This is a genomic window from Streptomyces lanatus, from assembly GCF_014655715.1.
Taxonomy (GTDB): Bacteria; Actinomycetota; Actinomycetes; order Streptomycetales; family Streptomycetaceae; genus Streptomyces; species Streptomyces lanatus.
On record NZ_BNBM01000004.1, the window covers coordinates 295519 to 308773 of the forward strand.

The 13255-nt window shown below is 72.0% G+C and carries 8 protein-coding genes; 6 read left to right on the top strand and 2 right to left on the bottom strand.

What is annotated here, in order from left to right; all coding sequences use genetic code 11:
• The first annotated feature begins 2 nt into the window (after window positions 1–2).
• Complete coding sequence (locus IE325_RS13345) at window positions 3–1742, top strand: SpoIIE family protein phosphatase (protein WP_229911801.1); 1740 nt, start codon at window positions 3–5, stop codon at window positions 1740–1742.
• Between the two features lie 7 nt (window positions 1743–1749).
• Here IE325_RS13345 and IE325_RS13350 read toward each other — a convergent pair whose 3' ends face one another.
• Both IE325_RS13350 and IE325_RS13355 read right to left on the bottom strand, forming a co-directional pair.
• Window positions 1750–2631 (bottom strand): HAD-IIB family hydrolase, encoded by an 882-nt coding sequence (locus IE325_RS13350; protein ID WP_229911802.1) that lies wholly within the window; start codon window positions 2629–2631, stop codon window positions 1750–1752.
• The gene (locus IE325_RS13355; RefSeq protein WP_190070045.1) at window positions 2628–4310 is read right to left on the bottom strand and encodes a tetratricopeptide repeat protein; all 1683 of its coding nucleotides are present in this window, start codon (window positions 4308–4310) and stop codon (window positions 2628–2630) included. The genes IE325_RS13350 and IE325_RS13355 overlap by 4 nt, the downstream gene beginning before the upstream one ends.
• Window positions 4311–4565: 255 nt before the next feature.
• Here IE325_RS13355 and IE325_RS13360 point away from each other — a divergent pair, with 255 nt between their 5' ends.
• The 5 genes from IE325_RS13360 to IE325_RS13380 all read left to right on the top strand — a co-directional run bounded on the left by IE325_RS13360 (window position 4566) and on the right by IE325_RS13380 (window position 13130).
• Window positions 4566–7091 (top strand): SpoIIE family protein phosphatase, encoded by a 2526-nt coding sequence (locus IE325_RS13360; RefSeq protein WP_190070046.1) that lies wholly within the window; start codon window positions 4566–4568, stop codon window positions 7089–7091.
• Between the two features lie 133 nt (window positions 7092–7224).
• Window positions 7225–9993: a SpoIIE family protein phosphatase gene (locus IE325_RS13365; protein WP_190070047.1), complete on the top strand. Its 2769-nt coding sequence runs from the start codon at window positions 7225–7227 to the stop codon at window positions 9991–9993.
• Window positions 9994–10126: 133 nt separating this feature from the next.
• Complete coding sequence (locus IE325_RS13370) at window positions 10127–10948, top strand: chitosanase (RefSeq protein ID WP_190070048.1); 822 nt, start codon at window positions 10127–10129, stop codon at window positions 10946–10948.
• Between the two features lie 172 nt (window positions 10949–11120).
• On the top strand, window positions 11121–12485 hold the full coding sequence (locus IE325_RS13375) for an FAD-dependent oxidoreductase (RefSeq protein ID WP_190070049.1): 1365 nt from the start codon (window positions 11121–11123) through the stop codon (window positions 12483–12485).
• A gap of 153 nt (window positions 12486–12638) precedes the next feature.
• A complete protein-coding gene (locus IE325_RS13380; RefSeq protein ID WP_190070050.1) occupies window positions 12639–13130 on the top strand; it encodes a lamin tail domain-containing protein in 492 nt (163 codons plus the stop codon).
• Window positions 13131–13255: the final 125 nt, after the last annotated feature.

Genomic DNA, 13255 nt, shown 5'->3' on the forward strand with positions numbered 1-13255 from the left:
GCATGATCGAGCCGCATCGGCCGCACCCCGAGCCGCAGACCGACCGGCTCCGCTATCTCGACGCGGCGACCCGCCGGATCGCCCGCGGCATGAACCTCGACGAGACCCTGTACGAGCTGTGCCGGGCGGCCGTCCCCGCCTTCGCCGACACGGCGTTCGTCCATCTCTACGCGCCCCTGCCGGTCGGCGACGAGACCGGGATCGCCCCGGCCGTGCTGCGTCTGCACACCGTGGACCACGCCGCCCCCCGCGCCCCCGGCGCACAGGGCCTCGGACCTCCGCCGGCCGACGAGGACACCATCCGGGCGCCGGAGGTCGTGCGCCCGGCTCCCGGCGGACTCCTCGCGAAGCTGCTCCGCGAGGGCAGGCCGGTCTTCGGGCACACCCCGGGCATCGCCCCCGCCGCGGCCGAGCTGCTGGGGACGCCGGACGTCCCCCTGCCGGTGCCATCCGGACACCCGCTGATCATCGCCCCGCTGCACGGCCGCAGCCATGCCCTGGGCAGCGTCGTCCTCGTCCGCGACCCCGGCCGCCCGGACTTCACCGGCGACGACCTGCTCGTCGCGTCCCAGCTCGCCACGCACACCGCGCTCGGTCTGGAGAAGGCGATGCTGTACGAGCGTGAGGCGTCCATCGCGGACACCTTGCAGCGCACGATGCTCCCGCCGTCGCTTCCGGAACCGCCCGGCGTCCAGCTAGCCAGTCGCTATCTGCCGTCCTCGCGGACCGCGCAGGTCGGCGGCGACTGGTACGACGCGATCCCGCTGCCCGGCAACCGGGTCGCCCTGGTCATCGGCGATGTGATGGGCCACTCCATGACCTCGGCGGCGATCATGGGCCAGCTGCGCACCAGCGTGCAGACCCTGGCCGGGCTGGATCTGCCCCCGGACGAGGTGCTGCACCACCTCGACGAGCAGGCGGGCCGGCTGGGCAGCGAGCACACGGCGACCTGTCTGTACGCCATGTACGACCCGGTGCTGCACCGGCTGCTGGTGTCCAACGCCGGCCATCTGCCGCCGGTCCTGCTGCGTCCCGACGGCACCGCGGAGGTCCTCCAGGTGCCGCCCGGGGCGCCGATCGGCGTGGGCAGCGGCGGCTACGAGACCGTCGAGACCCACGCGCCGCCCGGGGCAGCCCTGCTGCTGTACACCGACGGCCTCGTCGAGTCCCGCGACTCGGACGTACTGACCGGGGTGGAGCGGCTGTGCGCACGGCTGCGCGCTGCCGCCTCCGGACCGGCGCCGCTGTCGCTGGAGGGCCTGTGCGACGAGGCGCTCGGCACCCTGGGCACCGGTGACCGGGACGACGACATCGCGCTGCTCGCCGCCCGGTTCGAGGGCATCCTCCCGGAGACCGTCGCGTACTGGTACATGGCGCCCCGCCCGCAGACCGCGGGACAGGCCCGTCGACTGACCCGCAGGACGCTCCGCCAGTGGGGCCTGGACGCCCTGATCGAGACCACCGAGCTCATGGTCAGCGAGGTGGTGGCGAACGCCGTGCGCTTCGCGTCCCGGCCGATCACCCTGCGGCTGCTGTCCACGGACGTGCTGCGCTGCGAGGTGGGCGACGACTCGCCGGTGGTGCCGAGGATGCGGCACGCGCGGTTGAGCGACGAGGGCGGCAGGGGGCTGTTCCTGGTCGATCAGCTGGCGCAGCGCTGGGGTGCGACGCGGGTGAGCACGGGCAAGGTGGTGTGGTTCGAGCAACCGCTGCCGGACCCGCCCGAGGATCGCGGCCCATGACAGCGATCTATGAGGCGGTTCCGGAGCGCAGGGCCGCGACGAAGTGTTCGAGCCGGCGGGCGACGCCGTCGTCGTCGTTGGACGAGGTGCGGTGGCGGGCGGCGGCCAGCACGGCCGGGTGGGCGTTGGCCATGGCGTAGGAGCTGCCGACCGCGCGGAGCATGGGCAGGTCGTTGGGCATGTCCCCGAAGGCGGCGATGTCCTCGCTGCCGATCCCGAGCTCGCTGCTCCATGCGACGAGGGTGCTGGCCTTGGTCACGCCGGGTGCGCTGAACTCCACCAGGGACAGCCCCGTCGAGTAGGTGGTCTCGGCGCGGCTGCCCGCGGCACGGCGTGTCCGGTCATGGAAGACGTCGAGGGGCAGCGTCGGATGGTGGGCGAGGATCTTCACCAGGGGGTGGTCCGGCGTCCGGGACAGCAGTTCCTCGGCCGGGCCGATCAGCTCGACGGCGTCCTCGGCGTACGACCAGCTCGGGTACGCCGGTTCGTGTGCGAAGTCCGTGTCGTACTCGAAGGCGAAGGTCACGCCGGGCACCGCCGCCCGTACCCGCGCCACCAGCTCGACCGCCTCGGCGGGCCGGATGGGCCAGGTCCGCAGCGCGGTTCCGTCCGGTGCGTGGACGACGGCCCCGTTGGCCGCGATGACGTGGTGCGGGCCGATGGTCTCCCGGAGGGCGGGCACGCCGCGCGGCGGCCGGCCGGTGACGAGCACGATGCCGAGGCCGGCCTGCTCGGCCGCCGCCAGTGCGGCGCGGGTGCGCGGGGACAGGGTGCCGTCGCTGCGCAGGAGGGTCCCGTCCAGATCCGTCGCGACGAGCTTCGGAAGCGGGGACAGGGTCTCTTCGGGTGTCGTCGCCATGGTGAGCGCCCAGCGTACCGGCACCGTCATTCGGCGCAGCAGTCTCCCCCGCCCGCGTCCGCGGCGGTGGTGTCGAGGCGGCAGAAGCAGGACGACTCGATCGGTACGTCCGCCAGCGCGGCGGCCAGGCGCAGCTGCTGGGCCACCATCTGGGCCTCCCCCGTCCGGCCCAGCCGGAGCAGGCACTCGTGGAGGCCGTGCAGGGACCAGACGTTGCCGGGGTGCTGCAGGGGGCGCGGGAGGGTGCCGTCCAGGCCGAGGTCGGCGCGGTAGACCGCCTCGGCCTGTTCGACGCGGCCCTGTTCGAGCAGGAGGGCGCCGTAGGCGTGCCGGGTGGGCTGCATCCAGCCCCAGGGTTCGTCGTACGGCAGGTTGTCGTCGAGCTCGATGGAGCGTTCCAGGGCGGCGAAGGCGGCCTCGTGGTCGCCCTTGCGGTACTCCAGTTCGCCGTCGAGCATCGCCGAGGCGATGGCGAGGACGTCGGCGCAGGTGTTGTTGAACAGCATGCGGGTCTCGGGGACCCGAGCGACCGCCGCCCGGAAGAGCTCGCGTTCCGCCTCCGCCTCGGGGACACGGTGGGTGGCGGAGAGGGCGACGCCTCGGGCGTAGTGCAGCATCGCGGTCGTCGTGCAGTACAGCTCGGGGTCGGCGGGCAGCGGCAGGGCCAGGATGTCGTCCCAGCGGCCGAAGCGGATCAGCACATGGACGCGCATGGCGAGGAAGCCCTCCAGCCAGTCGGCCATGGGCGGGCTCGGCACCCGCAGCAGGTCCTCGGGGATGGACGCCTCCAGCTGCGCGGCGGTCTCCAGGGCGACCTCGGAGCGGCCGAGGAACAGGGCGCCGTAGATCCTGAAGTGGTAGTTGTGCGAGCGGTACAGGGTGTAGAAGTTCATCGCCCCGGCCCGGGCGTGGTACCTCTCGTCGGCCGCGATCGCGGCGGTGTTGTCGGAGATGACCCGGCGGTAGTCGCCGCACAGGACCTCCAGGTGCGAGGGCATGTGGTTGAGGTGGCCCGCGTCGGGCACCAGTCCGCGCAGCCGGTCGGCGACGGTCAGGGCCGCCTCCGGGGTCGGGGACATCTCCATGAGGTGGACGTACATGTGGATGAGGCCCGGGTGGTCGCGTCCGGTGGCGGTGGCGAGGGCCCGGTCGAGCACCGCCTCGGCTTCCCGGGTGCGGGCCCCTTCGGCGGGTTCGCCGGTCCTGAGGTCCCAGAGCTGCCAGGGCGTGAGGTTCATCAGGGCGTCGGCGTACAGGGTGGCGACGTCGAGGTCGTCGGGGGCGAGTTCGTACACCGCGCGCATGCTGTCGGCGTAAGGGGCGTTCCAGATCGAGCAGTCCTCGACCGCCTTGGCCTGCGGGTAGCGGGCACGCAGTGCGGCGATCAGGGCCCGCTCCACGGGTGTGGCGTGCTCCGCCTTCTCATGGGCCAGCTCCACGGCGGCGTGGGTGCGGTCGACGGTACGCGCGAGGTCCTCGTCGTCGAAGAACTCCCAGGGCTTGTTGTAGTTCGGGCCGAGCGCGTAGGCGATGCCCCAGTGGGCCATGGCGCAGTCGGGGTCGGCCTGGGCGGCGGCCTCGAAGCAGGCGACTGCCTCCTCGTGGTGGAAGGCGTACGTCCACACCAGGCCGCGGTCGAACCAGAGCTGGGCCTGGGCGGAGGACGTGGTGACGGAGCGGGTGTGGGTGCCGAGGTCGTAGTACTCCATGCGTCTGCTCTCCTGCGCTCCGGGGCGGTGGCGGGTGCGGCTTCGCACCGACAACGGGGTGAGGGCTTTCCCGGTTGCGGGCCGGGGGCGGCCTGCTTTCGGACATCGCTTCCGTGGTACCCGCCCACCCGTGAACAGGACCGTGTGACGCCTCTCCGGCCGGAATATCCGTGCCGCCCAGTCGCGGGCGGGGGGCGTCGTGGCGCATTCTTGCTGTGTCGCGCGCGTGACGGCGTACGGACGAGGTAGGGCCGAATGACTGTGAGCGCCGAGGGCGCAGAGCGGACGCCCGGCGGGCTGGCGGCGCTGCTGATCGATGCCTCGGCTGAGGCGATCAGCGCGGCCGGTGGGCACGCGGGTGGGGTCTATCTGCGCTCCGGCACGCCCGGACTGCTCCGTCTGGCGGTCCTTGAGGGCTTGCCGGGCCCCTTGTTCCGGCCATGGTGGCGACTGCATGTGGACCGGCCGTTTCCCGTCGCGGACGCCTACCGGCTCGGGGTCGAGGTGGTGCTGCCGAACGCGACGGAGACGATGCGGCGCTATCCGCAGTTCGCGGCGAGTCTGCCGTTCCAGTTCGGGTCCCTGTACGTCCCCGTCACCGCCGGATCGTCCGTCTTCGGTGTGCTGACCGTGCTGCGGCCCTCGGCGCCGGACGCCACGGAGCTGCTGCCGGTGCGTGAGCGGATGGCGCAGGTGGCGAAGGAGATGGGTACGGCGCTGCGGAACCTGGAGGACGCGGACCCCTCGGCGGTGTCCTGGGACGGCGGGCCCCTGTGCGTCCGCCCGCCGGCCAGACGCCGGCCCTCCGGGTACCTCGGCCGGTTCGCGTGGGACCCGGCGTCGGGAGTGGTGAGCGCCGAGGAACGGCTGAACGTCGTTCTGGGTGCGGTGCCGGGCGAGGCGCACGCCACCGTGGAGGAGTTCGCGGTGGCCGTCGCCCCGGGGGACGCGGACCGGATCCTCGCGGCGCTGCGGGAGGCGGCGGGCGGCCGGCCGCCGGCGCTGCCGCTGTATGTGCGGGCCGCCAACGGTGCGCTGCGGCTGGTCGAGGTCTGGGGACCGTACGACGACTCGGCGCCCTTCGGGGTGTCGCCGGTGCGCGGTGTCGTCCTCGACCCGGGCGAGAGCGCGGTGGCCGACGTGGCGGCCGATCTGCTCCCCGACGGGGTGTTCTGCCTGGACCGGCTGGGCTCGGTCGTCTACGTCAATCCGCATGCGGCGCGGCTGCTGCGCCGGTCGCGCACCGAGCTGCTGGGCCGGACGCTGTGGGAGGGCGTGCCCTGGTTGAACCAGCCCGCCGTCGAGGACCATCTGCGGGTGGCGCTGCTGTCGCCGGACCCGGTGCACTTCCACGTCCGCAGACCGTCCGTCCCCGAGCGTGACGACGCCGACCGCCCGTTCGCCGGCGACTGGCTCGCCCTGTCCGTCTATCCCGGCCCCGACCTGCTGACCTGCACGATCCGCCCAGGACACGGGGTGGCGGACACCCCGTCCGAGCCGCCGGAGGCGCATGCCGCGCCGGCGCCGGAGGGGGCGCCGTCGCTCGCGCCGCTGTACCGGCCGATCGTCCTGGCCATCGCGCTGACGGAGGCCGTCACCCCGCGTCAGGTGTCCGCCGTGGTGATGCGGGAGCTGCTGCCCGCGTTCGGCGGCCGTCGGCTGGCCATCTATCTGCTCCAGGAGCGGCATCTGTACCTGGCGTGGGAGACGGGTTTCCCGAAGGGGTTCCTCGCCCCGTTCGACGGGGTGGGCCTGGACGAGAGCCTGCCGGGGGTGGAGACGCTGACCAGTGGGCGCCCGCTGTTCTTCGACTCGATGGAGCAGCTCGCCGAGGCCTATCCGGGCATCCCCCTCGACGCGACGGAGGGCGCCCGCGCGTTCCTGCCGCTGATCGCCTCCGGGCGTCCCGTCGGCTCCTGCATCCTCGGCTTCGACCGGCCGCGCAGCTTCAGCTCCGAGGAACGCGCGGTGCTGACCGCCATGGCCGGGCTGATCGCGCACGCCCTGGAGAAGGCGCAGCGCTACGAGAGCGAGGCCGCGCTGGCCCGTGGCCTGCAGCAGGCGCTGCTGCCCCGGCGGCTGTCCGAGCATCCGCTGCTGGAGACCGCGGGGCGCTATCTGCCGGGCACCCAGGGCATGGAGGTGGGCGGTGACTGGTACGACGTCGTGCCCGCCGGGGACGCCCTCGCGCTGGTCATCGGCGATGTACAGGGACACGGCGTGCAGGCGGCGGCCACGATGGGCCAGCTCCGCAGCGCGGTGCGGGCGTTCGCGCTCGGCGACCGGCCGCCCGACGAGGTGATGAGCGGCACCAACCATCTCCTCATCGACCTCGACACCGGCCTGTTCGCCAGCTGCTGCTACATCCGCCTCGACCCGGCGACCGGCGTCGCGCAGGCGGTCGTGGCCGGGCATCCTCGGCCCCTGCTGCGTCGCCCCGACGGCCGTACGCATCTGGTGGACCTGCCGGGCGGGGTAGTGCTCGGCGTGGATCAGCAGGCCCAGTACCCGGTCTCGGAACTGCGGATGGAGCCCGGTGCCGTGCTGGCCCTGTACACGGACGGCCTCGTCGAGCGGCCCGGTGTCGACATCGACGAAGGCATCAGCGCGCTGCGGGTGGCGTTGGCCAAGGCCGGCGCTCCCGGGGCCCGGCCGGGCGGGCGCTCGCTGGCGGGCGTGGCCGACCGCCTCACCGCGACGGCCCGGCACATGGCGGACCGCCCCGACGACATCGCGCTGCTGCTCGCCACCCGGCGGGCCACGCCGCTGCGCCGGAAGTGACGGCCCGTAACCCTGTCCCGGGTACGGGAGTTGCCCCCACTCGACGCATACCACCGGTGAGACGGGAAACCGCTCCTGTCACGTTGCGTGACGTCTCTCGCCTCCGGAGGCGCGGCAGTGTAGACATGAGCACATGGTCCGACTATCGGGTCGATCCGGGGCCCGGTCGTCCCGCCGTCCCAGCGGTCCGGGCACCCGGCGTGCGCCCGACCGCGCCCTTGTCGTGCCCGAGCGGGACATGGCGCGGGATCCGGGGCAGCGCAAGGGGCCGCTCGCCTGGCTGCGGTCGGCGGTCGGTGGGCGCAGCGTCGCCGGGCAGGTCTTCCTGCTGCAAGTGGTGATCGTGCTGCTGCTGGTCGTCGCGGCGGTCGTGGCCCTGGTCCTTCAGGTGCGGTACGACAGCACGCAGGAGGCGCGCAACCGTTCGGTCGCGGTGGCGGAGGCGTTCGCCAACGCGCCGGGCACCCGTGAGGCGCTGGACGAGCCGGATCCCTCCGCCGTGCTCCAGCCGCGGGCCGAGGCGGCGCGCGAGGCGACCGGCGTGGACTTCATCGTCGTCATGAACACCGACGGCATCCGCTACACCCACCCCAAGCCCGACCGCATCGGCAAGCACTTCGTCGGGAACCTGGAGCCCGCGCTCCAGGGCAACGTGGTGACCGAGCAGATCACGGGCACCATCGGACCCCTCGTGCAGGCCGTGGTCCCGATCAAGGATCCCGACGGGAAGGTCGTCGGCCTGGTGTCGGCCGGGATCACCACGGACACCGTGGGCGGCACCGCGGACCGGCAGCTGCCCCTCGTCCTGACGGCGGCCGCGGCCGCGCTCGCCCTGTCCACGGGCGGCACGGCGCTGGTCAGCAGACGGCTGATGCGGCAGACGCACGGCCTCGGTCCGGACGAGATGACCCGGATGTACGAGCACCACGACGCCGTGCTGCACGCCGTGCGCGAGGGCGTGCTCATCGTCGGCGACGAGGGCAGGCTGCTGCTCGCCAACGACGAGGCGCACCGCCTGCTCGACCTGCCCGAGGACGCCGAGGGCCGCCGGGTCCTCGACCTCGGTCTCGCGTCCGACACGGCCGAGCTGCTGGACTCCGGCCGGATGGCCACGGACGAGGTGCATCTGGTCAAGGACCGGCTCCTCGCGGTCAACCAGCGCCCCACGCACCTGAGGGGCAAGCCCTCCGGCAGCGTCGCCACCCTCCGCGACTCCACCGAGCTGCGCGCCCTGTCCGGCCGCGCCGAGGAGGCCCGCGAGCGCCTGAACATGCTGTACGACGCCGGGGTGGGCATCGGCACCAGCCTGGACGTCACCCGCACCGCCGAGGAACTGGCGGAGCTGGCGGTGCCCCGGTTCGCGGACTACGCCACCGTCGACCTGTTCGACGCCGTGCTGGGCGGCGGGCAGCCGGAGGCGGTGACCCGGCTGCGGCGCACCGCGTTCAGCGGGATACGCAAGGACGCGCCGCTGTACCCGGTGGGCGAGCAGATCCGGTTCGTCGACTCCTCGCCGCAGGCCCGTGCGCTCGGCGCCGCTCAGGCCGTCACGGAGCCGCGGCTACGGCAGGCGCCGGGCTGGCGGGCGCAGGATCTGGAGCGGTCGGCGCAGGTGATGGAGTTCGGCATCCACTCGCTGATCGCGGTGCCGCTCAGGGCGGGGTCCCTCGTGCTCGGCGTGGTGAGTTTCTGGCGGTCGAAGAAGGCCGAGCCGTTCGACGCGGACGAGGTGGCGCTCGCCGAGGAACTGGTCGCCCGGGCGGCGGTGTCCATCGACAACGCCCGCCGGTACACCCGCGAGCACAGCATGGCGGTGACGCTCCAGCGCAGCCTGCTGCCGCGCAGCCTGCCCGAGCAGAACGCCCTGGACATCGCGTACCGGTATCTGCCGGCTCAGGCCGGGGTGGGCGGCGACTGGTTCGACGTACTGCCGCTGTCCGGTGCCCGGGTGGCGCTGGTGGTGGGCGACGTCGTCGGCCACGGGCTGCACGCGGCGGCGACGATGGGGCGGCTGCGTACGGCCGTGCACAACTTCTCCGCGCTGGATCTGCCGCCCGACGAACTGCTGGCACTCCTCGACGAGCTGGTCGCCCGGATCGACCAGGACGAGGCCCAGGAGGGCGACACCGCCGCGGTGACCGGCGCGACCTGTCTGTACGCGGTCTACGACCCGGTCTCCCGCCGGTGCACCATCGCCCGCGCGGGCCATCCGCCGCCGGCCCTGGTCCGCCCGGACGGCACCGTCGAGTTTCCCGAGGTGCCCGCAGGGCCCCCGCTGGGCCTGGGCGGGCTGCCGTACGAGACGGCCGAGCTGGAGCTGGACGAGGACAGCCGGCTCGTGCTGTACACGGACGGGCTGGTGGAGGACCGCGAGCGGGACATCGACGAGGGTCTGGAGTCGCTGCGCGAGGCGCTCACCGGGGCGGGCCGGACGCCGGAGGAGATCTGCCAGGCGGTGCTGGAGGCCCGGCTCCCGGCCCGGCCGAGCGACGACATCGCGCTGATCGTGGCCCGCACCCGGGCGGTCGCGGCCGACCTGGTCGCCGAGTGGGAGGTGCCGTCCGACCCGGCAGCCGTGGCCCGGGTGCGTTCCGCGGTGACGCGGACGCTGGAGGGCTGGGGGCTGGAGGAGCTGTCGTTCACCACGGAGCTGATCCTGAGCGAGCTGGTGACCAACGCGATCCGGTACGGCGGTGACCCGATCCGGGTGCGCATGCTGCGCGACCGGAGCCTGATCTGCGAGGTCTTCGACAGCAGCAGCACCTCGCCGCATCTGCGGTACGCGGCGATGACGGACGAGGGCGGGCGCGGCCTGTTCCTGGTGGCGCAGCTGGCCGAGCGGTGGGGGACGCGGTATCTGCCGGCCGGCAAGGTGATCTGGGCCGAGCAGCCGCTGCCGTAGTCGGCGCCGGCTTGTAGATAGGTACGAACCTTTGACGCGACCGGTGCCCTCCGCGCCCGGTGTCTGATAGGAAACCTTCCTATCAGTGTCACGTACGGCCAACTCCCACCCCCCACCTCCTTTTGGAGCCGCCGTGAAGCACCACTCCACGCACACGTCGCGCCGCACCCTCCTCGCCCTCATAGGCGCGTCAGTGGCATCCGTCCCGCTCCTGAACTCCCCGCACGCCGCCGCGCAGCACGCCGCGGTGGGGCTCGACGACCCGGCGAAGAAGGAGATCGCCATGAAGCTGGTGTCGAGCGCGGAGAACTCCTCGCTCGACTGGAAGGCGCAGTACAAGTACATCGAGGACATCGGCGACGGCCGCGGCTACACCGCCGGCATCATCGGCTTCTGCTCCGGCACGGGCGACATGCTCGACCTGGTCGAGCTGTACGCCGACCGCCGCCCCGGCAACGTCCTCGCCCCGTATCTGCCGGCCCTGCGCCGGGTCGACGGCACCGACTCGCACGACGGCCTCGACCCGAACTACCCCCGCGACTGGGGCCGGGCCGCGCAGGACCAGGCCTTCAAACAGGCGCAGAACGACGAGCGCGACCGGGTGTACTTCAACCCGGCCGTGCAGCAGGGCAAGGCCGACGGCCTGCGCGTGCTCGGCCAGTTCGCCTACTACGACGCCATCGTCATGCACGGCGACGGCACGGACCCGACCAGCTTCCGCAGCATCCGGGGGCGCGCCCTGGACAAGGCCCGGCCGCCGGCGCAGGGCGGCGACGAGGTCACGTACCTCAACGCCTTCCTGGACGCGCGGGTGTGGGCCATGAAGCAGGAGGAGGCGCACAGCGACACCAGCCGGGTCGACACGGCCCAGCGGGTGTTCCTGCGCAACGGCAACCTCGACCTGAACACACCGCTCGACTGGAAGGTGTACGGCGACAGCTTCCACATCGACTGACAGGCGGGCCCGGGTTGCCGTACCGCCCACCGGTGCGGCAACCGAGGGCGCACGGACATCCCATAGAATTGATTTATGAGCTCATAGGTCGGACCCGTGTACCGACTTAGGCTTGCCTTAGTTTAGGCTTCCCGTTCGAGTCGATCTATCGCCTCTCGAAGGGAACCTGATCATGCCCCGCCCCCTGCGGGTAGCCATCGTCGGAGCCGGCCCCGCCGGGATCTACGCCGCCGACGCGTTGCTCAAGTCCGACGTGGCCGCCGAACCCGGTGTGTCCATCGACCTTTTCGAGCGCATGCCCGCGCCCTTCGGACTGATCCGGTACGGCGTCGCCCCCGACCACCCCCGCATCAAGGGCATCATCACGGCCCTGCATCAGGTGCTCGACAAGCCGCAGATCCGTCTCTTCGGCAATGTCGACTACCCGAACGACATCAGCCTGGACGACCTGCGGGCGTTCTACGACGCCGTGATCTTCTCGACGGGTGCGACGGCCGACCGCGAGCTGCGCATACCGGGCATCGACCTGGACGGTTCGTACGGGGCGGCGGACTTCGTCTCCTGGTACGACGGCCACCCGGACGTGCCGCGCACCTGGCCGCTGGAGGCGGAGAAGGTCGCCGTGCTCGGCGTCGGCAATGTCGCCCTGGACGTGGCCCGCATCCTCGCCAAGACGGCGGACGAGTTGCTGCCGACGGAGATCCCGCCGAACGTCCACGACGGCCTGAAGGCCAACAAGGCCCTGGAAGTCCATGTGTTCGGCCGCCGTGGCCCGGCGCAGGCGAAGTTCTCCCCGATGGAGCTGCGGGAGCTGGACCACTCCCCCAACATCGAGGTCATCGTCGACCCCGAGGACATCGACTACGACGAGGGCTCGATCGAGACCCGGCGCGGCAACAAGCAGGCCGACATGGTCGCCAAGACGCTGGAGAACTGGGCGATCCGCGACGTCGGCGACCGCCCGCACAAACTGTTCCTGCACTTCTTCGAGTCGCCCTCGGAGATCCTCGGCGAGGACGGCAAGGTCGTCGGCCTGCGCACCGAGCGCACCGCCCTGGACGGCACCGGCAACGTCAAGGGCACCGGCGAGTTCAAGGACTGGGACGTCACCGGGATCTACCGCGCGGTCGGCTACCTCTCCGACAAACTCCCCAAGCTGCCCTGGGACATCGAGTCGGGCACCGTCCCGGACGAGGGCGGCCGGGTCATCCAGGAGTCCGGCGAGCACCTGCAGTCGACGTACGTCACCGGCTGGATCCGCCGCGGCCCGGTCGGCCTGATCGGCCACACCAAGGGCGACGCCAACGAGACGGTGTCGAACCTCCTGGACGACTTCGCGAACGGCCGTCTACAGACGCCGGGTTCGCCGGAGCCGGAGGCCGTGGAGGCGTTCCTCGCCGAGCGCGAGATCCGCTTCACCACCTGGGAGGGCTGGTACAAGCTGGACGCCGCCGAGAAGGCGCTGGGCGAGCCGCAGGGCCGTGAGCGCGTGAAGCTCGTGGAGCGCGAGGACATGCTCCGGGAGAGCGGCGCGTAAGTCCGCCACGCACATGGAGAGGGCCGGGGTTCACGCCCCGGCCCTCTTGTGTCTCGTGGTGTCTCGTATTCCGGAGAAGTCGGCACAGAGACCACCTTCCCTGGATACACTCCTGATCTTCACACAAGCTCCACACAGGGGGGATGTTTCTCCATGCGTATACGCATTCTCGCCACAACCGCCGTCGCGGCCGGCGCCCTCGCCGCGCTCTCCGCCGCACCGGCCCAGGCCACCGAGTACTCGTCCGCGCTGAAGATCAAGGGCATCCAGTACGACGCGCCCGGCCGCGACTCCAACAGCTGCCGGACCGGCAACACCAAGGAGGAGTACTTGACGATCAAGAACTACTCCCGCACGACGGTCAACCTCAAGGGCTACCTCGTGAAGGACAAGGCCGGTAACCGCTTCCAGTTCACCGCCAACCACTACCTCCAGTACGGCGACTACGTGAAGCTCCGCGGCGGCAACGGCACCGACTCCGACGCCAACAACGTCGTCTACCGCGACAACTGCAACTTCATGTGGAACAACGACGGCGACACGATCTACCTCTACAAGCCGTCGGGCGCAGGGGCGGACTCGCACGCCTACACCAAGGCCCGCGACGACCGGGACGGCAACGGGTACATCACGTACCACAACTGACCGGACCCCGGGCACGAGCAGGACCCGCCCCAATGCGGATGGTGGGCGGGTCCCGCTCACCGAGCATTCTCATGACGGAAGACGGCGCGGACCATGAGTGAGCGCCGGTCGACCGGTGCGGAGCG

Excerpts from the sequence above, each read along its gene's own strand:
- IE325_RS13345 (WP_229911801.1), top strand. The coding sequence starts at position 3 with ATGATCGAGCCGCATCGGCCGCACCCCGAGCCGCAGACCGACCGGCTC.
- IE325_RS13350 (WP_229911802.1), bottom strand. The coding sequence starts at position 2,631 with ATGACGGTGCCGGTACGCTGGGCGCTCACCATGGCGACGACACCCGAA.
- IE325_RS13355 (WP_190070045.1), bottom strand. The coding sequence starts at position 4,310 with ATGGAGTACTACGACCTCGGCACCCACACCCGCTCCGTCACCACGTCC.
- IE325_RS13360 (WP_190070046.1), top strand. The coding sequence starts at position 4,566 with ATGACTGTGAGCGCCGAGGGCGCAGAGCGGACGCCCGGCGGGCTGGCG.
- IE325_RS13365 (WP_190070047.1), top strand. The coding sequence starts at position 7,225 with ATGGTCCGACTATCGGGTCGATCCGGGGCCCGGTCGTCCCGCCGTCCC.
- IE325_RS13375 (WP_190070049.1), top strand. The coding sequence starts at position 11,121 with ATGCCCCGCCCCCTGCGGGTAGCCATCGTCGGAGCCGGCCCCGCCGGG.
- IE325_RS13380 (WP_190070050.1), top strand. The coding sequence starts at position 12,639 with ATGCGTATACGCATTCTCGCCACAACCGCCGTCGCGGCCGGCGCCCTC.